The 20436-nt window shown below is 41.2% G+C and carries 15 protein-coding genes and 1 tRNA gene; 6 read left to right on the top strand and 10 right to left on the bottom strand.

The genetic code is table 11. The annotated features are described in order from the left end of the window. Positions 1-255 precede the first annotated feature (255 nt). From VB732_RS13305 to VB732_RS13315, 3 genes are all read left to right on the top strand, one after another. Complete coding sequence (locus VB732_RS13305; protein ID WP_323231316.1) at positions 256-1482, top strand: transposase; 1227 nt, start codon at positions 256-258, stop codon at positions 1480-1482. 75 nt (positions 1483-1557) lie between these two features. Beyond that, positions 1558-2157, top strand: a complete 600-nt coding sequence (locus VB732_RS13310; RefSeq protein WP_323231317.1) for an aminodeoxychorismate/anthranilate synthase component II — start codon at positions 1558-1560, stop codon at positions 2155-2157. A 3-nt stretch (positions 2158-2160) separates the two neighbouring features. Next, positions 2161-2928 carry an MBL fold metallo-hydrolase gene (locus VB732_RS13315; protein ID WP_323231318.1) on the top strand — a complete coding sequence of 256 codons (768 nt, stop codon included), beginning with the start codon at positions 2161-2163 and terminating at the stop codon, positions 2926-2928. A gap of 75 nt (positions 2929-3003) precedes the next feature. Here the strand turns inward: VB732_RS13315 and VB732_RS13320 are convergent, their stop codons facing one another. Beyond that, positions 3004-4245, bottom strand: a complete 1242-nt coding sequence (locus VB732_RS13320; protein ID WP_323231319.1) for a VCBS repeat-containing protein — start codon at positions 4243-4245, stop codon at positions 3004-3006. 933 nt (positions 4246-5178) lie between these two features. On the opposite strand from VB732_RS13320, the gene VB732_RS13325 reads away from it, so the two are divergent. Continuing rightward, a complete protein-coding gene (locus VB732_RS13325; protein ID WP_323231321.1) occupies positions 5179-6489 on the top strand; it encodes an aminopeptidase P N-terminal domain-containing protein in 1311 nt (436 codons plus the stop codon). 206 nt (positions 6490-6695) lie between these two features. On the opposite strand, the gene VB732_RS13330 is transcribed toward VB732_RS13325, so the two are convergent. Together VB732_RS13330 and ftsH2 are read right to left on the bottom strand one after the other, a co-directional pair. After that, positions 6696-7241: a hypothetical protein gene (locus tag VB732_RS13330; protein WP_323231322.1), complete on the bottom strand. Its 546-nt coding sequence runs from the start codon at positions 7239-7241 to the stop codon at positions 6696-6698. 260 nt (positions 7242-7501) lie between these two features. Continuing rightward, positions 7502-9388, bottom strand: a complete 1887-nt coding sequence (ftsH2, locus tag VB732_RS13335) for an ATP-dependent zinc metalloprotease FtsH2 (RefSeq protein ID WP_323231323.1) — start codon at positions 9386-9388, stop codon at positions 7502-7504. 337 nt (positions 9389-9725) lie between these two features. Between ftsH2 and VB732_RS13340 the strand changes: the two genes are divergently transcribed. Continuing rightward, on the top strand, positions 9726-10238 hold the full coding sequence (locus tag VB732_RS13340) for a hypothetical protein (RefSeq protein ID WP_323231324.1): 513 nt from the start codon (positions 9726-9728) through the stop codon (positions 10236-10238). A gap of 126 nt (positions 10239-10364) precedes the next feature. Here the strand turns inward: VB732_RS13340 and VB732_RS13345 are convergent, their stop codons facing one another. The 6 genes from VB732_RS13345 to VB732_RS13370 form a co-directional block, all read right to left on the bottom strand. Then, a complete protein-coding gene (locus VB732_RS13345; RefSeq protein ID WP_323231325.1) occupies positions 10365-10859 on the bottom strand; it encodes a hypothetical protein in 495 nt (164 codons plus the stop codon). A 223-nt stretch (positions 10860-11082) separates the two neighbouring features. Then, positions 11083-12555: a glutamate--tRNA ligase gene (gene gltX, locus VB732_RS13350; RefSeq protein WP_323231327.1), complete on the bottom strand. Its 1473-nt coding sequence runs from the start codon at positions 12553-12555 to the stop codon at positions 11083-11085. Between the two features lie 139 nt (positions 12556-12694). Continuing rightward, positions 12695-12768: transfer RNA gene (locus VB732_RS13355), tRNA-Asp, on the bottom strand. A 111-nt stretch (positions 12769-12879) separates the two neighbouring features. After that, positions 12880-14409, bottom strand: a complete 1530-nt coding sequence (locus tag VB732_RS13360) for a serine/threonine-protein kinase (protein WP_323231328.1) — start codon at positions 14407-14409, stop codon at positions 12880-12882. A 95-nt stretch (positions 14410-14504) separates the two neighbouring features. Beyond that, on the bottom strand, positions 14505-16127 hold the full coding sequence (locus VB732_RS13365) for a serine/threonine-protein kinase (protein ID WP_323231329.1): 1623 nt from the start codon (positions 16125-16127) through the stop codon (positions 14505-14507). A 284-nt stretch (positions 16128-16411) separates the two neighbouring features. Beyond that, positions 16412-17596 (bottom strand): esterase-like activity of phytase family protein, encoded by a 1185-nt coding sequence (locus tag VB732_RS13370; protein ID WP_323231330.1) that lies wholly within the window; start codon positions 17594-17596, stop codon positions 16412-16414. A gap of 437 nt (positions 17597-18033) precedes the next feature. Here VB732_RS13370 and rnhA point away from each other — a divergent pair, with 437 nt between their 5' ends. Then, positions 18034-18942 carry a ribonuclease HI gene (rnhA, locus tag VB732_RS13375; RefSeq protein WP_323231331.1) on the top strand — a complete coding sequence of 303 codons (909 nt, stop codon included), beginning with the start codon at positions 18034-18036 and terminating at the stop codon, positions 18940-18942. 110 nt (positions 18943-19052) lie between these two features. On the opposite strand, the gene cruG is transcribed toward rnhA, so the two are convergent. Beyond that, on the bottom strand, positions 19053-20279 hold the full coding sequence (gene cruG, locus VB732_RS13380; RefSeq protein WP_416235746.1) for a 2'-O-glycosyltransferase CruG: 1227 nt from the start codon (positions 20277-20279) through the stop codon (positions 19053-19055). Positions 20280-20436: the final 157 nt, after the last annotated feature.

Here is a 20436-nt window from a genome sequence, read left to right on the forward strand (position 1 = left end):
TTAATTCTTGGTTCACGGAGTCGTGCAGCTAATTTTTAGCACCCGTGGTATGAATATCTGGCGAAAACTCCTATCTTAGCGGCAAAAGTAGTACTCTTTATTTCCAGTACTTTTTTAACCTCTTACTATACTTATGAGGCGTGATGCGTAAAACCCTCGTCATTTATATGGGGGATATAAGCGAATAGGATAAATTTATTTGTCCGTCTTATGTCAAATAAGTTAACATAAGTACGTGGTTAATTGGTCGATGCCATGATTGTTTACGAGTTCAAAGTTAAAGGGATAGACTTGCAATATCAAGCCATAGATGAAGCTATCCGCACATCGCAATTCATCCAAAATAAGTGCTTACGATACTGGATGGATAACGAAAAAGTAGGAAGATACGACCTCAATAAGTATTGTGCGGTATTGGCTGCGGAATTCCCTTTTGCTGATGAACTCAACTCAATGGCTAGACAATCTGCTGCTGAACGTTCTTGGAGTGCGATCGCTCGGTTTTACGATAACTGCAAGAAAAAGGTTAAGGGTAAAAAGGGTTTCCCGAAGTTTAAGAAAAATTGTCGTTCAGTTGAATACAAATCAACTGGATGGAAGCTTTCTGATACCCGCAAAGCCATAACTTTCTCGGACAAGAAAGGTATCGGAACTTTGAAATTAAAAGGAACCTACGACTTGAATTACTACGACATCAAGCAAATTAAACGTGTGCGTTTAGTACGTCGTGCTGATGGGTATTACGCTCAATTTGCGGTTGATGTTGATTTGAGAGTGGAAAAACAACCTACAAATCAAGTAGTTGGCATTGATTTGGGATTGAAATACTTCATTGCTGATAACAAAGGTTCGGTTGAACCTTCACCCCAGTTCTACCGCAAGTCGGAAAAACAGTTAAACCGTGCCAATCGCCAGAAATCTAAGAAGTTTAGTGCAGCCAAGAAAAAAGCAAAGCTTCGGCAATCAAACAATTACCACAAAGCTAGAAATAGATATGCCCGTAAGCATTTAAGGGTAAGTAGGCAGCGAAAAGAGTATTGCAAGAAATTAGCGTACTCCGTCATCCAATCTAATGATTTGGTAGCCTACGAAGATTTAAACGTGAAAGGGCTGGTTCGTAATCGACATCTAGCTAAATCTATTTCTGATGCTGGTTGGTACACTTTCCGCAGTTGGCTAGAATATTTTGGTCACAAATATGGTTCGGTAACTGTTGCAGTTCCGCCCCATAACACAAGCCAAAATTGCTCTAACTGTGGCGAAAAAGTCAAAAAATCTCTGTCTACCAGGACTCATATTTGCCCTCATTGCGGATATGTAGGAGATAGAGATATCAACGCAGCTATTAACATCCTAAAGTTAGGATTAACTACGGTGGGGCACACCGGAAGCTACGCTACAGGAGATTTGCCCTCTTGGGCAGTTGGTGCAAGCCTGCTGTCTAACGGCGAGTCTGTGAATGTAGAATCCCCGTCACTTTAGTGCGGGGAGTGTCAAATCTAGCGAAAAAATAGTAGGAGTAAATTAATGAGAGCGAAAAACCAGGAGTGATCAGCTTTGATTATAGTTATCGACAATTATGACAGTTTTACATATAACTTAGTGCAGTATCTGGGAGAATTGGCAGCAGACTTCCCAGTGGCAGATGATATTAAAGTTTTTCGTAACGACAAAATATCTATAGATGAGATTCGGGCATTAAAGCCGGAAGCCGTAGTTATTTCTCCTGGGCCTGGCCGCCCGGAAGATGCAGGTATATCCTTAGAGTTGATTAAACAACTAGGTCAAGAATTGCCTATTTTGGGTGTCTGTTTGGGACATCAAAGCATTGGTCAAGTATTCGGTGGTAAAATAATTCCTGCTCCAGAGTTGATGCATGGCAAAACCTCTCAGGTTTCTCATACTGGAGTGGGGGTTTTCCGGGGATTAGAAAATCCTCTAACCGCCACCAGGTATCATAGTTTGGTCATCGAACGTGAGACTTGCCCAGATGTGTTAGAAATCACCGCTTGGGTTGAAGATAACACCATTATGGGAGTGCGACACCGGAACTATCCTCACATTCAGGGAGTCCAGTTTCACCCAGAGAGTGTCCTGACATCTTCAGGAAAACAGTTATTGCGAAATTTTCTGGAACAGTTACAGTCGAGAGCATAATTAATGAAACGACGACAGTTGATGGGCTATGCTGGGGCGGGGTTGGTAACAGCTTTGCTTACTACCTTAAGTTCTGAATCTCAAGCTGACGCACAATCTAGCGGTTTATCAGTTCAGTGGTTAGGTCATACTTGCTTTCTTTTTACTGGCGGTGGTGCAAAAATTCTCGTCAATCCATTTCGGTCGGTCGGCTGTACTGCTAAGTATCGTCCACCAAAAGTTGCAGCAGATTTAGTACTTATTAGCAGTCAACTGCTAGATGAAGGTGCTGTGGACGTACTACCGGGAAATGCAAAACTCATCTACGAACCAGGAGTTTACGAGTTTAAAGGTATTAAGTTCCAAGGAATTGCCATAGACCACGATCGCAAAGGTGGTAAGCAGTTTGGCTCAAATACTGCTTGGAGTTGGAACCAAGGTGGAATTAATATCCTACACTTAGGCGGGGCTGCTGCACCTATTTCTATTGAGCAAAAAATCTTGATGGGACGACCCGATGTAGTATTCATTCCAGTGGGAGGCAGTGCAAAAGCCTACAATGCTCAAGAAGCAAAGCAGGCTATTCAAGTCTTAAACCCCAAACTGATCATTCCAACCCATTACCGGACACAGGCGGCTGACGCTGCTACGTGCGATATTGCACCACTTGATGATTTTTTGGCCTTAATGCAAGGTACAGCAGTGCGGCGTAGCAATGGAGATAGTATTTCCATTAATCCGAAAAATTTGCCAGAAAATGGGGAAATTCAGGTTTTGACTTACAAATTTTAATGAGCCAGAGATGAAGGAACAGGAGAAAATGAGGAAAAACAGACGCGATTAATCGCGTCTCCTACCTCCTGACTTTTAGAACGTATACCAGCCTGCACCAAGCTTATCTGCATCGCTGATTGGATTTTCAACGGCTGTTGTTCCATCTATAGTCCAAATGCTGTCTGAACCTGCTGTCTGATCGCGCCAGTAGATATCGGTCTTACCGTCGCCGTTATAATCGCCAAGTGATGGTGTTAAGGCCGCGTTATTACTTGGTAAGAAAGCTTCAGTAGATACTCTTGTACCATCCATCAACCAAGCGGTGTTCTCGCCAGTTGTGGTATTGCGCCAGAAGATATCGGTCTTACCATCGCCGTTGAAATCACCAATTTCGGAAGTCCAGGATGAGTCAAGTGTTGCTAAAGCGCCTTCTGTGACTAAGATACCATTCATTGTCCAAACCTTATTCTCGCCGGTTTCAGCGTTTCTCCAGAGAATATCGGTCTTATAGTCGCCGTTGAAATCACCAAGGTTAGCAGTCCAGGCTGCGTCTTGGGATTGCAGCGCAAATTCAGTCTTTTGCGTACCATCCATAAACCAAGCGGTGTTATCGCCAGTTGTGGTATTGCGCCAGAAGATATCACTCTTGCCATTGCCGTCGAAATCAACAACGGTAGCAGTTAGTGCTGTGTCTGTAGTGTCTAGAACAGTTGCATTCACAACTGTAGTGCCATCCATTTCCCAAATGGCGTTCTCACCGGTTGTACTATTGTGCCAGAAGATATCGGTTTTGCGATCGCCATTGAAATCCCCAATCTGAGGACTCCAAGCTGCATCAACGCTAGTTAGAGAAGCCGCAGAACCAACTCTAGTTCCATCCATCAGCACAATGCTGTTCTCACCGGTTGTCTTATTGCGTAATAAGAAGTCGGTTTTACCATCAGCATTGAAATCCGCAATTTTGTAATCATAGGCGGATAGGTCGAAATTACCCAGAGAACCCTGTTCAACAACTGTTGTGCCATCCATCAACCGAACAATAATCTCACCGGTTGTAGAATCAACCCAAACCTTATCTGTTTTGCCATCACCGTTGAAGTCAGGAGTAATCGCCGCGCTAGTTAAGTAAGGATTAGGATTAGGATTTGCTGATGTTTTAACAGGCGCAGTCACAGGTTGACTTTCTAGTGCTAGTGAAGAACTCTTATTTCCAAACCCCAAATCATAATTTAAACTCTTAAGAGAAGTTGTCAATATTTCTGATTTTGCAAAAGACTCTGATGCTAATCGAGATGTATTCAAAGCTAAGGGTGAGGAATTTGTATTTTCAGGCATGGTGAATTTTTATTATTGGCTGTCATATTTTTTTAACTTTTTTTGGCAATCTCTTTCTGTAACGAAATAACATTTACCTGGTTTTCAACATTTCTTTATAACTATTTTTTCTTTCTTAATGTCAGTCTTTGAAGATAAGTACCTATTTTTTTAAACTATTTCTATAAAATTCTCAAGTTCTATATAAGCAATTACAAAAATGCTTGTTTGTATTTAAAATATAATGTTTTATAGATAAAATTTGATTATTCTATCTATTTATTTTGACATTTAAGGTTTTTAGCAAAAATCTACTTGTATCTTTAGCTGTTAATCAGCCAGACAAAGATATCCACACTAGCGATATATTTTTTGTAAGCTTAGAAATATGCTAAGTAGCTGGTGTAAATAAATTAAAGTTTGTAGTAAATAGTTTTGTCCTGATAATCCTTGTTTTGAGTGATGAACCTCTAACTAAGAACTAAAATTTAATTTTATATTTAATTGTACTGGCTTACTGAAGATAGAAGCGATCGCTACATTAGTCCTAATGAATTTGTCTTAGTATTACCTTTGTTTTTTGGCACATTTTTAAGTATTGGCTGAAGATCCACTATTTTTTATTTTGTGAACAAGCTTAGATAGAAAATAACCTTGACCACCAGCTAGTCCTAAATTTGAGCTATCCAATTTAACCCAATAAAAATCAAAGGCTATAGGGTTTTTGCTGGTACTTGGATGTATTTCCCAATGCCGCCAAGTAGATGGTGTGTTTAAAAAATAGAAAATCTAAGTTTTTCGAAATAATTGATTCTTCTCCAATGATTTATAACTTGGGTGGAAACAAATATTGGTTAGAATAACTTAGATTAGCAGCTATTAAGAGGCATGATTCTGTGATCTGCTAGTTGCTAATAGTGTCAAATAATACAATACTTTTAAAGTACATCAACTATGCAAGCAGAATATCGGCAGCGTCGCAAGCAGTTAATGGCAAAAATTGGTGATGGTACAGCCATTTTTCGCAGTGCGCCAATGGCAGTAATGCACAACGATGTCGAGTATGTTTATCGTCAAGATAGTGATTTTTTTTACTTGACTGGTTTTAATGAACCACAGGCAGTAGCAGTGTTAGCGCCACATCATTCAGAACATCGGTTTGTGCTGTTTGTCCAACCAAAGGATCGCGAAAAGGAAGTATGGACTGGTTATCTTTCTGGGGTAGATGCAGCCAAGGAAATTTATGGTGCTGATGAAGCGTACCCCATTAGCGAGTTAAATGAAAAGTTGCCGCAGTATTTAGAAAAAGCCAGCCGCATTTACTATCACTTAGGACGCGATCGCACCTTTAATGACCAAATATTGAAACATTACCAAAGTTTACTGCGGACTTACCCTAAGCGCGGTACTGGGCCGATCGCCATTGAAGATACTGGCCCTGTCCTCAATAGCATGAGACTAATCAAAAGTGAAGCTGAGTTGGGGTTGATGCGTCAAGCAGTTGCGATCGCCACTGAAGCGCACAATTACGCCCAAGAAATCGCCGCACCCGGACGTTATGAGTACGAAATTCAAGCGGAGATGGAACGCATCTTTCGAGTGCGGGGTGGAATGGGGCCAGCTTATCCTTCGATTGTGGCTTCCGGTGTGAATGCTTGCGTACTGCACTACATTGAAAATAATCGTCAAATGCAGGATGGCGAATTACTGCTAATTGATGCTGGTTGTGCTTACGGCTATTACAACTCAGATATTACGCGGACATTCCCTGTTGGGGGTAAATTTACGCCAGAACAAAAGACGCTGTATGAGATTGTACTAGAAGCGCAAAAACAAGCGATCGCTCAAGTGAAACCCGGTAATCCCTTCAAATTAGTTCACGATACAGCAGTGCGCGTTATCACTGAAGGTTTAGTTGAACTTGGCATTCTCAAAGGTGAAATTGATAAGTTAATTGAAGAAGAGAAATATAAGCCATATTATATGCATCGCACTAGCCATTGGTTAGGTTTGGATGTTCATGATGTGGGAGTTTACCAGCACGGTGAAGACAAACCGCAGATTTTACAACCAGGCCAAATTTTGACAGTGGAACCGGGACTATATATTGTGCCTGATACCAAACTAGCAGAAGACCAGCCAGAGACTGATCCTCGATGGGTTGGTATTGGTATTCGCATTGAGGATGATGTGTTAGTTACACCTGGTGGACATGAAGTGTTAACTGCGGGAGTTCCCAAGGAAGTGGATGAAGTGGAACGATAAAAAAATGGGATGGTGTTGTACCATCCCTAAACTAAAATTGCAGACAAGCCATCAGAGTCCTTGCTGTAAAGAAATCTTGATTTTCAACAAAGATTAATTTAAAGTCTGTTTTTACTTTGCTAAGGTTAAGGGCGCTATACGGCACTGTATCAACCCTCAATAACGCTTAACTGCATAGTATTATTTTATTTTGATGATATCTCAGATCAAGAACAGCCTTCAACAAATTCAACTTCCGGTAGTTTACCTGAGCGAAACTGAGTGACACGCTTACCATCAGTCTCGAATACCACACGATAGTTCTGGTCAGCACGGTCTTTGGGGATAAATGTCAAATAGTGTCCGCCTTGGACGTATTTATGAGGTGTAACTTGAATTTGTTCTGGGTAGAGAGACTTGATTTGCGCTTCGGTGTCGCCAATTTTTCCACCTTTAAGGGTAGTAATTTGGGTATTCTGCCGCACATCTACTCTAGAAATGCGACCTTTTGTAACCATGAACGAAAGATTTTTGGGTTGGTTTTGTGGCTTAACGTAGTAGCAATTATTATTGGGTGGATCTCCCGCTAGCTTAGTACCAGCAGCTTTTGCCGCTTGAGAAACAGTCATCCCAACTTGTACTGCACCGATTCCATTAATAAACAATTTTGATTGGTTTGTCAGTCTTGTCTGTGCTGTGACTATTCCAACACTCAGAGAAGAAAGAAAAAGCGTTACAATACCGAGACTCAATAATTTAGCTTTGCTATTCATTTGCTGCAAATAAAAAAGAGAGATATTTATATACAATACCTATGTTATCAATTTCGGATTTTTAAGATGTTGACTGGTATAATTTTGTCTATTACTTCAATCAAGCCAACAAATTAATATTACGATTGAACTTATCTAAATATTCTTACCTATAAACTAAAAAATTTCACATAAGAAATGAGGATGATACATACCATCCTCATTTAATTTTTTACTTCTTTTCTCATTCCCAGGCAAAAGGCTGAAAATAGGCCAGTTACCTACAGTTGCGGTACGTACTGCTGTTTATCAGGAACTTCAGCGTACTCAGCCACAATCTGGCGGAATTCTTCGCCGTCAATGGTTTCTTTTTCGATGAGTAGATCGACTAAGCGATCTGTGACAGTGCGATGGTCACGGACAATCTTCTTGGCGTTGTCGTAGCATTCTTCCACGATCGCTCGCACTTGTCCATCAATGCGGGAAGCGATGGATTCGGAATACTCAGATCGGGTTGTCCAGTCACGACCCAAGAATACTTCACCCTGCTGGCTTTCCAACGAAAGTGGCCCTAAGTCAGACATCCCGAACCGAGTCACCATCTGCCGCGCCATTCCTGATAACTGTTGCAAGTCTCCACCAGCACCAGTGGTAACTTCGGCAGCCCCAAAAATCACCTCTTCAGCAGCGCGACCGCCTAAAGCACCAGTAATCCGGGCTTTCAATTGAGAACGAGAAATTAATCCTTGTTCTTCGTTGGGAGTAAACCAAGTTAAACCTTGCGCTTGTCCCCGTGGGATTAAGGTAACTTTCTGCACTGGGTCATGGTCTTTTAACAAAGTACCAACCAAAGCGTGTCCGATTTCGTGGTATGCAATTAAGCGCTTGCTCTTGCTATCCACCAAAGGAGTGCCTTCCATCCCAGCGACTACCCGATCCACCGCATCATCAATTTCGCGGAGGGTGATCGCTTCTTTGCGTCTTCTGGCGGTCAGAATTGCCGCTTCGTTGAGCAAGTTAGCTAAGTCAGCACCAGTAAATCCAGGAGTGCGACGAGCGATCGCATCTAAAGATACGCTAGTGTCTAGTTTCTTGTTGCGTGCATGGACTTCCAAGATTTCCAAACGCCCTTTGATATCGGGTGCATCGACTGTTACTTGTCGATCAAAACGACCGGGACGTAACAAGGCTGAATCTAGTACATCGGGACGGTTGGTAGCAGCAATAATAATGATGCCTGTATTACCTTCAAACCCGTCCATTTCGGTGAGCAACTGGTTAAGGGTTTGCTCTCTCTCGTCGTTACCGCCACCGATACCAGCGCCCCGTTGTCTGCCCACAGCGTCGATTTCATCGATGAAGATGATGCAGGGAGCATTATCTTTGGCTTTCTTGAACAAATCGCGGACGCGGGATGCACCTACACCAACGAACATTTCCACGAATTCCGAACCAGAAATGCTGAAGAAAGGTACGCCTGCTTCGCCAGCGATCGCTTTTGCTAGTAAAGTTTTACCAGTTCCAGGAGGCCCAACTAACAGCACTCCCTTGGGAATCCGTGCGCCTACTGCGGTAAATCTTTCTGGCTGTTTGAGGAAGGTGACAACTTCTTGCAATTCTTCTTTAGCTTCTTCAATCCCGGCTACATCATCAAATTTGACCCCGGTTTTCGCCTCCATTTGGAAACGCGCCTTGGATTTGCCGAAGTTCATTGCTTGACCTGGCCCGCCGGGGAGGTTGCTAGAACGGCGGAACAAAAAGAACAGCCCAGTAATCAATAAAACTGGAAATATAAGATTGCCCAATAATCCCCAAATTGCGCCATCATTCCGCATGGGGTGAGCATCAAAACTAATTGATTTTTCTTTAAGCTTGCTAATTAACTCAGGAGCGTTAATAGGCAAATCTACCCGCCACCTTTGGACACGATTTTCGATGTCTGGATCGCGGGCTTCGATAATAGCCGTTCTGCCGCCTTCGTACAGATCGACACTGCTGACGCGATCGCCATCTAAATATTCTAGAAAGCGACCATAGGTCATACGGGTATTGGCTGCATTCTTACTCATGTCAGTAGGAGCGCCTGCAAAGGCCCCTTGCCAAAAGAAAAAGCCAATTACCAAAGCCGGCAATGTCCAGAGTACTACGACTTTCCAAGAGAATTTCATCTTAATTTGCCTTTAGATGCCTATACAACTCATCAGCCCCAGCAACCGAATGTTAATCACTCTGTCACTTTAAGCTGTTAAACGGATGTCTATAAATCCATTTTGTTTATTTTGATCTCTTATATACACTGCCATAGAGCCATTGGCGCACTATGGCAATGCCAACAAGAATCTTAATCAAAGTTAACTTAATTTTAATACACCTTGGATTAACCAGCAGAGAATTTGTAGGGAGCCATGAGAGAGAATCTGGCTATTTAGGCTGCTGCTTGGCGTGTAGGGGTAAAACACGACATCGTTGCTAGTAAAAAGAAAATTAATCAATGGAACTACAAAAATGACTTCCAAAAATCTCAAACACTTGATTTTTGCTTTAGCTCTCCCTGTTATAAGTTTAGGGATATTAACTGCCTGTGTTCAAGCTAATAGTGAAACTGGAACAACTCTTACTCAAGCCCAAATAGAAACCTTTATTGCACCGCCTGAGCGTCCCAATCTGATACTTAATGTAAAACGTGAGGCAGGGGCATGTCCTCAAACAGTTGGTATTTGGACTTTTATGCTCCCCTTTGAAGGTGGTGCTGAACATACTGCTGTTGCTGACATTAGGAATGCTAAGTTGGTAGCCTCTGGTAAGAAATTTTTAGAATACGAAGCACCATTGCGGCAATCTTATGCATCTTGTATTGGTAGTGCTAAGTCAGAAAGACCTCCCGTATACAATTTCCAGTTTCGGAATGGAAAAGTTTCTTTCCGTCTGGATTTGAACCAAGCAACACTAAATACCACAATTACATATCAAGGACTAGGAGGTTTCCGTCCTTACGTGCGCTGGATAGCCACGGAATAGCTAATGAATAACTGAATTTGCAATCTTTCTTTAAGGCACAAAAAAAGACCTAGCGCTTATTAGAAGTAAATATACGCTATAAGAGGAGAGGGTTTCGTCTATCCTTGCCCTCCCTTACCTCTTTACCTACTTAACTTCTGTAATTTTTAGAGTGTAAGGTAGATACTTCCCTTTTTCGTAGGAACCAACCCAAATTTGGTAACTTCCAGCCAGCCATTCACCACTAATACCGGCATTTTTGCCATCAAAATCGTCATTGCACCAAGTACCACCTGGCCCCTTGATAATTATGGTGGTGTCTTCAGGACTTTGCACTTGCAGCTTCAGGTAGTCAAATTTACTTGTTAGCGCTAATGTGTGGTCTGGTGTTTCATCAACAAATCCAGTACAAGGGCCAGTGGCTGTTTCGCTTCTCCCACCTACTTTACTCCCAGATATTGAACCACCACTCATCCCGCGAACTGTCAAAGGGTCTGGTGAAAACTGAGGGCCAATGGTGACATCGCCAAATATCGTTGGTGCTTCCTGAGCATCAGTAACAGCGTTAACTGTCGATGTGATGAAGAGTGTAACTATCATCAACGATAATCTCATCCCTCTATTGAGCGCTTTTGTCGGCATTGTAATTACGTTTGCTTCTAAGTGTTTTTGAAGACATTAATTTTACACACCAAGTTCCCAATATGGGGAGAATTGACTACCTATTTTAGATTTTAAATTGGGGATAATTCATTAGTAATTAGTCAATGGTTTCTTGTTCTTATTGTTGCTTTACCTTATGGATAGGGGCACACCTTTGTGCGCCCCTATAATCTAAAATATTTCTAAAATCTGGAAGGAATTGCTAATTAGCTTCTGCTATTGCCCGACTCAAGCGCGATTTGTCTAAACCAATCTGATTTAGTAGTAACCAAGATTGGATGAGATCGGGGCCATGAACATCTCCAGTTAAGGCTGCTCGCAGCGATCGCATTACCAAGCCTTTTTTGACTTTTTGCTCTTTCACCACTTGTTTGATAATATCCTGGGCGGCGGCTTCTGACAGTTGTGGCTGATTTTCTAAAGCTGTGACAATCGCCTCAAGCACAGCAGTAGAACCTTCTTGCTTAAGTTGTGTACTACCTTCTTCGCTAAATTCAACTGTATCGTTAAAAAACAGTTGGCCTTGAGGTACTGCATCTACCAAACGAGTCAAACTCTGGCTTATTAAAGTTACAAGCTGCTCTAACCAGGCGCGATCTCTGACGAGAAGCCGCTCCGCGTCTACGCGTCCACCGTCAAATTTATACCCAGCCGCTTCCCAAAAAGGTATGAGTAAATCTGTGAGTTTATCTACTGGCGTTTTGTGGATATACTGACTGTTTAACCAATCCAGTTTGTCCCAGTCAAACTTTGCACCTGCTTTATTTACACGCTCAAAACCAAACTCTTTAGCTGCTGTTTCTAAGGTAAATATTTCTTGTGTCGAGTCTGGTGGCGACCAACCCAGCAATGTCATGTAATTCACCAAGCCTTCAGCAACAAAGCCCATTTTCTGAAAGTCAGAAATGGAAGTAACTCCATCCCGCTTAGAAAGCTTGCGTCCTTCCATGTTCAAAATTAGCGGTGTGTGGGAAAACTCTGGAATTTCTGCACCCAAAGCTTCATACAACAGAATTTGCTTGGCGGTGTTGGCAATGTGGTCTTCTCCGCGAATGACATGGGTGATTTGCATATCGATGTCATCCACTACGACGACAAAGTTATACAGTGGTTGACCGCTACCCTCTTCTGAGGCGCGGGCGATGACCATATCACCACCTAAATCGCTACCCCGCCAAGACATTTTTCCCCTTACTAGGTCATTCCAGACAATTTCCCGCCCATCTTCAATTTTGAAGCGAATCACAAAAGAACGACCTTCTGCTTCAAAAGCAGCACGTTGTTCTGGTGTGAGGTTGCGGTGACGGTTGTCATAGCGGGGAGCTTCACCTCTCGCTTTCTGAGCTTCTCTGAGCGCTTCTAGTTCTTCGCTGGTGGTGTAGCAGCGATAGGCTAACCCTTGATCTAACAGTTTTTGTACTGCTTCTTTGTAAAGATCCAGGCGCTGAGATTGGAAAAATGGCCCTTCATCCCAGTTAAGACCTAGCCAGCGCAGTCCTTCAAGAATATTGTCGGTGTATTCGGGACGCGATCGCTCTAAATCTGTGTCTTCTATTCGTAATATAAATTTCCCGCCGTGGTGACGGGCAAATAACCAGTTAAATACAGCCGTTCTTGCTGTACCAATATGTAAATTTCCGGTTGGACTCGGCGCAATACGGACTCTGACAGTCACAGTTAATTCTCTCTTTCGCAAAGCATGATAAATGTAGCTTATATTCAAACCCCCTGTTCTGGGTCAATCCTTTTGGGGAATTCAAAATCAAAAATCACCAAAGTTTAGTTCGGTGATTCACTACTTAATAAATTTAGAACGGGACTGACGGGGCTCGAACCCGCAACTTCCGCCGTGACAGGGCGGTGCTCTAACCAATTGAACTACAGTCCCTTGTTTGGTCAACTTTGCTATTATCACTATTTTTTTTCTGCTTGTCAAGCATTTTGGAGTGAAAAATCAGAAATTATTTTTGCCCCATCTCTCCAAGGTGGGAATTTACCGTTAAATAGACTTTGATAATACAGCTTGGGGCTTAGATTCCAGATGCTGCAATATCCGGGATTGCATTTGTTTATACTGCTGTTTTAATAGCTGTTTGCTGACTTGGGGTTGAGAAGTTGATGGTAAGCTATGAGTTTGTTGTACCCAGGTTTTCAACATTTGTCGCTGAGTTGGCTCAATGCGACTGCTGAGGACGTTGGCGCAGGAATGTGGTGCTTCCAGAGTAAAGAAAATCAAAGGATAGTGTTCATTTTCAGCCAGTAAACTTACCAGCCTTAAATTTTGGGGATTTTGCATATCTAAGTAACACGGTAGCCATTTAGGAGCCAATTGCCGATTGTAGAGTACTGTTACCCACAACAGCATTGGGTGCGGCGATGTCATGAAGATAAACTGGCTGTAACGGGTGGAAAGAGCATAGTTTTTGATTTCTTGTTTAGGCAACATCAGCCATAGTGCTGTTATAGATCCTTGTGCAGTATCTATAAGCTGGGGAAAAACAATTTCTTGGGTTGGTTTATTTTGAGGCCACAAAAGTTTCCGACAGCTTTGTTCTACTGTGATTGATAATCCAGAATCTAAGGGACGGTTCAGGGTGGAATTAGAGGTTAAATTTGTAGGTGAACTACTGGCGCAATTTGATTGTTCTAAGCTATTTAATACTTGTAATATTTGAGCAATATTTTGGGGGCGATCGCTTGCTTTTTTGGCCAGACAAGACATGATTAAATTATTTAGCTTCTGAGGGATTTTCAGAGTAGGTTTAACATCTGCGATCGCCTTCGGCTGTTCAAAATGATGTGCTTTATACCAAGCACCAAAATAATCAGTTTCTGGTTCCCAAGGTTTTTTGCCTGTGAGCATTTCAAACATCATCACACCCAGGCTATAAATATCAGAACGACTATCCAACTTTTCTCCATCTAGCTGTTCTGGAGAACAATAAGGCAAAGTGCCATTAAATCCCCTATTTGTACTAGCTGTTGATGCATAATTTAGAAATCTAGCAATCCCAAAATCGAGAATTTTAACTAACTGACCCAATATCGGATCGGGAATAACTAATATATTGGCAGGTTTAATATCTCTATGAACCAACGGACAAATTTTGCCATCGATATTAATGCCTTGATGGGCGCACTGTAAGCCCAAACAAATTTGGCGAGAGAGAGTCAAAAACATCGACAATGATAGCGGAATTAAATCCTTCAAACTCTTACCGCATAAATATTCCATAACGTAGTATGGTTTTCCTTTCTCATTGACACCATAATCATACGCCCGCACTATATGTAAGCTTTTTTGACTCAAAGCTGCACTCATTAAAGCTTCACGAGCAAAGTCTTGTTGCATCTTGGTATTGACAACAGTCTGAGTCAAAAACTTGATAGCAACTGGTATTCCTCCTAACAAAATATCATTTGCTAAAAAAACTTCACCCATACCACCGCTACCAATTAATTGTTTTAATTGATAACGATTAGCAAGTAATCCCGTACTATTTGGAGATATAAATTGGCTTTGATTCACTTCTTTTACCTCCGCTACTGAGTTTGTTGAAAGTTAGCAGTACATACATAAGGATATAGTTAGGTAAATTTAACAAGCGCTTTTATGAAATTATTTCAAGAACGCGATAAAAGTTTAAAAAAAATTTCAAATAATTTATCCATCCAATTTTTTAAACCTTCTTTTTCAGCTTTTTGATCTGCGGCTAATTTTTGCAAAATATCTACTTTTAGCTTTTCGTACTCTGTTCTTAGAAGACTTTTAGCTTGATTAGGTAAAATTAGTTCATTTGAGCGTTGACTCATATCTAACCAATCTACAATTTGCTGGCGCTGATTAGCCGTTAGGCTTAAGGTTGTTACATGAGAGCAACGATTTGGATCTTCTAGGGGAAAAAATAGTAGATGATAGTAGCCTACCTCCGCTAAACTACGTGCTATATTCTGACCTTTAGTATCTTTCAAATCTAGGAAATAAGGTAGCCACTTAGTCATAGAAGGCTGGTCATCGTATAGCACTGTTACCCATAAAAGCATCGGATATATATTAATTTGACTAATGAATTCAGTGCCGTGTATTTTATCCAAAAACTTTGTAATATCTTGTTTGGGTAACATTGCCCAAAAAGTTGGTATAGGTCTTTGAATAGTTTGTAATAAATGGGGAAAACCAATTGCGCCAACTGGTTTATTTTTAGGCCAATTTTTCTGCAAACACTCTTTTTCTGACAATAAAGTGGCAGGTACTAGTTGAACCGGCACTGATAGTTTAATAAGCTCATCGCTATTACTAGGGATAGAATCATTAAACTGAATTTTAACCTTTTTTAAATCTTCTAATATTTGGTTTATATCTTGTGGGCGATCGCTTACTTCTTTTGCTAAACAACTCATCAATAATTTTTCTAATATTTGCGGTATTTTGACTTGCGGATTCACTTCTTCAACTGTAGGCGGCATTTGAAAACGATGCGCTTGATACCAAGTACCAAAGGAGTTACTTTTTGTTTGAAATGGATGTTTTCCTGTTAGCATCTCAAACATTAGTACTCCTAAACTGTAAATATCAGAGCGCACATCTAGGAGTTTGCGCCCTTCCATGTGTTCTGGAGAACAGTAAGGTAAACTGCCAATAAAAGAATCCGTCAAAGTCATTCCACTTCGCTCTGTTAAAAATTTGGCAATGCCAAAATCAAGTATTTTAACAATTTCTCCTTGTTTACTATCTTCACAAAGAAATATATTTTCAGGCTTGATATCTCTGTGAACAATGGGATAAATCTCTCCTTTGAGGCTGATACCTTGGTGGGCGCATTGTAAGCCTAAACAAATTTGATTACAAATCTTCAAAAACTTCGGTATTGTTAAGGGCTGAATTTTGAGAATTTGTTTGAGATTTTTTCCTTGGAGATATTCCATTACATAAAAGGGTGTTTTATCCTCAGTAACGCCATAACTTAAGATGCGAACAATATGTTTACTTTTACGCCCCAATTGAGCGCCAATAAAAATCTCTCTCGCAAAGCGTTGTGACATTTGCTGATTTGCTAAACTGAGTGATAAAATTTTGATTGCAATCGGCATACCACCTTTAGCGGTATCTTCTGCTAAATAAACTCTACCCATCCCCCCTTTGCCAATCAAATCTCTAATTAAATAGCGATTATTTAAAAATTGTCCAATATAATCGTCTAATTCTGGTTTTTGCCCTACCATATTCTCAATTTCTTTTTGTGGCATAAAAATCATTTATGAAAAATATTGTTGGCAAATTACTTTAATAGGTCTAGCTAATTCCTAAAATTAAATCTAAAAATATCAGAATTTGTAGGTAATTAATCATGTACTGCCATCATGATTAATCTGTCTGCAAAATTTCCTACATATTGTGTAACATATTTATTAAGGAATACGGTTGAGAAATTACACGGAAACTACAAATAGGCTAGATAAATTTGCCTAGTAGATTCAGTGAATACACAGGAATAAGTAAAGAGCAGTAAAGGCGTGAAACCTATGTACAGTTAACGGTTGAGATTCGGCAGTAAGCGGCGTAATAATCTGATCAGTGGTGTTTCAATTTTCATTTTAAAAGCTAGTATCTGGGTACGTTGCAGCGAGTTAAAATTGTTATCACTGATGAGAATTAATGATTGTTGACCATCGGGTAGTTTGGGGCCAAGAGTTAAGCCTTCGATGTTGTCTAGCAGTACATCTAGGGTTCTCAAATCTAAGAGCAGTTTTTTCTGAACTGGTTTGATATTTGTGGAGTCAACTGCTAAAAGGCGATCAATCTTGTGAATATCATCAGATCCTTCTAAAGAAATTTGAAACAGAGAAATAGCAAATCCTAAACCAGTAAAAGACCGTTCTAAAGTTAGGAAGTGTCCTTGATTATCGAGAGCAAGTAAATCAGGTAATCCACTAGCGAATTTGCCAGTCAAATTCAAAAAGGGTGAAACTGGTTCAGTTTTGTAAAGAAATTCCTTTTCTGGCTGGTTGTTGAGCAAGTTGTATTGCAAAATGCGGCAAGAAGTACCGATGTTAGGTTTAGCTGCTACACCATCTTGAATTAGAGCATTTTCGGTGGCTGTAAATAGATGCTTGTTATCTGGTGTAATGGTGAGGCTTTCAAAAGCCAAATTGTTACGGATACCTTGTTGACCACTTTTATCTGGCAAAAATTTGTTTGGAATAGGAAGTGTTGTAATTTCTTTACCAGAAGATATTGAAAACTCTTTAATAAAAGGATTAATTAATTTTGCAGCATCGCCTTCAGAAGAAATAAATACAGTTGCCTTATTGGTTAATGCAATACCTTCTGTATCAGTTTCACTAGAGCGAAATGCTTGACCATTTTGATTTAATAATGTGGTTACACTTATAGGAATCACTCCACCCTTTTGTAAATAACCCTTGGCTAAGTCTATTTTCAGGGTATAGAAACGGGCATTAGCTTTTTGTCCACGGTCATCAGAAACAGCATAATAAACGTTATCTTTTACATTATATGTAATTCCAGACAAGCCTCCAATTTCAGTTTTTTTAAAGATTAAACCTTTTGGTAAAGTGGCTTCTCCGATAAACTCTATGCTACTGATTTCAACACCATTTGACGGCAAGCTTTTAAATAAAAAAGTGATGAAAACAATAATTATGAATAAGAAAATAATTTTTGGTGGCACGAATATTTTTTTAATTAGCTGCATAAAGTTTTTATGAAAGTATGAATAAAATATGGTTTTAAGGCTGGAGCATAAGGTGAATGCAAAAAATTATGAAGCAATTCATCGGTGATAAATATCTGCCGCAAATATCAACAGATTACATCAACTTCAACCCATAATTGACCCTGCTGCAAAATTTAAGTTAGTAGTATTCAAGATACTGTTGACAATTAATAAGCAAAAAGCGATCGCAACTTAGAAAACTTCATCGATAACGCAGATATGGGGTTAATAAGCAGCCAAATTGCATCTTCAGCGTTGGTTGCTTAAATAGCAAAACACCATTTTTATTTACAACAGCTTTTTTGTGGAGCGTTGTTGCTGGAGTGCTAACCAGTATAATAGCCTGGATATTCTTTAAAAAATTCGCCGCTAATCACTCTTAGCTTTGCGTCCTTTGCGGTTCGATATCCTAAATCATGTCTACTCAACCTACAATCCAAAGCATATATACCGATGGTGCTTGCACCGGGAACCCTGGCCCTGGCGGTTGGGGAGTTGTCGTCTACTTCAGTGACGGCTCAATCCACGAAATGGGTGATGCATCGCCTCATACCACTAATAATAAAATGGAAATGCAAGCTGCGATCGCAGCCCTCCAATTCCTACAAACATCTCAACAAGCTGAACCAATAACCCTTCATACCGATAGTGAATACTTAATTAACTGTGTTACCAAATGGGTAAAAGGCTGGAAAAAGAAAGGCTGGAAAAAGTCAGATGGTAAACCCGTCCAAAACCAAGAGCTTTTGGAAACTCTTGATGAACTCAATACGCAACAGGTAAAATGGCAACACGTCAGGGGACATTCTGGTAACATAGGTAACGAACGTTGTGATGCGATCGCTCGCAGCTATGCTACTGGCCAAATCCCTCCGCTACAACAATTAACTCCCACAAATTTTTATAAATCTTTACCTTGCAAAAATGACCTAAATGTAGCAAAAGTAGCTGATTATGAAAAAAACTCTCGAATAATTAACCAAAGTCCGCAAGAAATCAGTACTTCTGCACTAGAAATAACCGTTATGGAACCATCAACTGGGCCAAATTCGGCCACTACCGATGAAAAACCGCCAGAAATGAGGGTTTCGCAACTCCGTAGCTTGGTCGAAACTCTGCGTATCGCTGACGAAATTTCCGAAAAAGGCTACTTAATCACCAGTTCTGAGTTAGCAGACTTGATGGATGTCCACGCCAGTGCTGTTACCAGTCGGGGAGATCAATGGCGCTGGCGAAATTGGATAGTTTCACGGGTACGCCGTGAAGGAAACCAAATTCTCTGGGAACTAGAACGCGGGGATCAAGTGGGAAGCGAAGAGGAGTAGGGAATTGGCGGAGGGCAGGGGGCAGGGAGCAGGGGGCAGGGGGAAAGAGGTAATGTTATTCTCCCCAATTCCCAATTCCCAATTCCCAATTCCCCATTCCCCATTCCCAACTATATATACTTGCGTCCCCGCCACTCGCGTGGCTTGTGGAACGCAGACAAGAAGATTCGCAGCACAGCTAAAGGATCAGCTAAAGGGGAAAGCCAGAATAACCACCCGCCTTTTGCACTTTTGCGATCATAAGAAGGTGCGATCGCAATTAGCATCGCAAAGCGAATCACTACCAAGAATAAATTCAGTCCCAGCAGAAGAAGTGAGGGAGTGGGTAGAGACGCAATTAATCGCGTCTGTAGCGAGTACGAGAATGGGGAAGAAATCAATAAAAAAGCGAGGACAATTAAAAGGGGTAAACCTTGAACAGATGTGAGTAGCCATAAATCTCCCCATAACTGAGAACGAGAAGTTGCATCTTTAAGGTCGAGACTCCGCCCCCATTCCTTCCACGTCTCCATCGCCCCTTCATACATCCTGACTTTCAGCACCTTTGCGCCATCTAAAAAGCCCACTTTATACCCTTGAGCAGCAATATTTCGTGCCAAGGTGACATCATCACAAAAAGAACTACTTGCACTGCTGTAACCACCCACAGCAGCTAAAACTGAGCGACGACACAAAAAACACTGCCCATTTGCCATCACCCGTTCAGGCTGCTCTGCATTGATTCCAGCAGGATCAAATCGGTAAAGCAGAGTCATCAACAAAGCTGGTTGTAGCCAGCACTCGCCTGGATATTTGAGGATAAACTGAGGTGAAAGTGAAACCAAGTCATAGCCTTGTGCTTCGGCCGTTTTTACCAAACTGGCAACCAAGCCAGGATGTGGTTGAATATCAGCATCTAGCCCTAGAAACCACTGACTACCCTCAGAACTATATAAAAAACCGTTATGCAACGCCCAAGGCCGCCCCACCCAACCAGAGGGTAAAGGATCATCTGTCATCACGCGAAAACGCGGATCTTTTTGCTGTTTCGCTTTTACTAAGTCTGGTGTACCATCACTGGAGTTGCTGTCCACGACAATAATTTCCCTTACTTCGTAGCTTTGCTGACTTAAACCAGCTAACAGAGGGCTAATACGAAGCGCTTCGTTCAGTGTGGGAACTACGACACTAACCTTACCTAAAAGCTCTGGCGTTGGCTGCTGCGGTTTTATTGGTGGTAGCCTTCTTGGCCCCTTTAGCAAACGCGAAAACAAAATTGCCGTTGCTGGTACTTGGATAAGTAGGAATAAAAGGGATATGGCACTTTCTAATATTAAAGCGTTGTCTACTGTTGTCAAAATACTTATCAATTAAAATTGCGACTATACAAAATAAATGGGCATTGGGCATTGGGAATTGGGCATTGGGAATTGGGAATTGGGAATTGGGAATTGGGAATTGCTAATCCCTGTTACTCTATTTCCCATTCTCCATTTCCCACTCCGCAATTTCTAG

The organism is Nostoc sp. UHCC 0252 (assembly GCF_034931145.1).
In the GTDB taxonomy this organism is placed as follows: domain Bacteria; phylum Cyanobacteriota; class Cyanobacteriia; order Cyanobacteriales; family Nostocaceae; genus Nostoc.

What these genes read in the sequence shown, in the direction of transcription:
- VB732_RS13345 (WP_323231325.1), bottom strand. Translation starts at nt 10,859, where the DNA reads ATGCCGACAAAAGCGCTCAATAGAGGGATGAGATTATCGTTGATGATA.
- VB732_RS13340 (WP_323231324.1), top strand. Translation starts at nt 9,726, where the DNA reads ATGACTTCCAAAAATCTCAAACACTTGATTTTTGCTTTAGCTCTCCCT.
- VB732_RS13365 (WP_323231329.1), bottom strand. Translation starts at nt 16,127, where the DNA reads ATGCCACAAAAAGAAATTGAGAATATGGTAGGGCAAAAACCAGAATTA.
- VB732_RS13305 (WP_323231316.1), top strand. Translation starts at nt 256, where the DNA reads ATGATTGTTTACGAGTTCAAAGTTAAAGGGATAGACTTGCAATATCAA.
- rnhA (WP_323231331.1), top strand. Translation starts at nt 18,034, where the DNA reads ATGTCTACTCAACCTACAATCCAAAGCATATATACCGATGGTGCTTGC.
- VB732_RS13325 (WP_323231321.1), top strand. Translation starts at nt 5,179, where the DNA reads ATGCAAGCAGAATATCGGCAGCGTCGCAAGCAGTTAATGGCAAAAATT.
- ftsH2 (WP_323231323.1), bottom strand. Translation starts at nt 9,388, where the DNA reads ATGAAATTCTCTTGGAAAGTCGTAGTACTCTGGACATTGCCGGCTTTG.
- VB732_RS13315 (WP_323231318.1), top strand. Translation starts at nt 2,161, where the DNA reads ATGAAACGACGACAGTTGATGGGCTATGCTGGGGCGGGGTTGGTAACA.
- VB732_RS13330 (WP_323231322.1), bottom strand. Translation starts at nt 7,241, where the DNA reads ATGAATAGCAAAGCTAAATTATTGAGTCTCGGTATTGTAACGCTTTTT.
- VB732_RS13370 (WP_323231330.1), bottom strand. Translation starts at nt 17,596, where the DNA reads ATGCAGCTAATTAAAAAAATATTCGTGCCACCAAAAATTATTTTCTTA.
- VB732_RS13320 (WP_323231319.1), bottom strand. Translation starts at nt 4,245, where the DNA reads ATGCCTGAAAATACAAATTCCTCACCCTTAGCTTTGAATACATCTCGA.